The sequence below is a fragment of the Nocardiopsis sp. LOL_012 genome (assembly GCF_048060475.1).
Taxonomy (GTDB): domain Bacteria; phylum Actinomycetota; class Actinomycetes; order Streptosporangiales; family Streptosporangiaceae; genus Nocardiopsis.
Map to the genome: position 1 here is coordinate 1 of NZ_JBHMIV010000115.1, position 474 is coordinate 474.

Sequence of the window (474 nt, forward strand, 5' to 3'; positions counted from 1 at the left end):
CGAACGTCTCCGGATACTCATCCAACAGCAGATTGAACAGCCCCGCCGACAACCACAGCGTCGTGACGCCGTGCTCCGCGGCCAGGGACTCGATGAGTTCGGGCTCGGGGGCCTGCCCCGGCTGGAGGACGCAACGGGCACCGTTGAGCAGCGCGCCCCAGAACTCCAGGACGAACCCGTCCCAGGAGAGCAGCGCGCTCTGCAGCCACACCTGGTCCGGACCGAAGTCGGCGAAGTCCTGGCCCCGCAGGGTGCCGACCACCGCGCGGTGCGGGGCCAGCACCCCCTTGGGCCGACCCGTCGACCCCGACGTGAACATCACACACACGCCATCCTCGGGGCCGATCTCGATCCCGGGGGCGTCGCCGGGGCGGCCCGCGATCACGGCCGCGTCGGCGTCCACCAGGACCGGGGCGTGCGGCGTGTCCACCCGCCCGGCCAGCCCCTCACGGGTCACCAGGAACGCCGCCCCCG

The 474-nt window shown here is 72.8% G+C and carries 1 protein-coding gene; it reads right to left on the minus strand.

From position 1 onward, the window contains the following. On the minus strand, nucleotides 1-474 hold a 474-nt coding region (locus ACFHWE_RS23695; RefSeq protein WP_416604094.1), incomplete at both ends, for an AMP-binding protein.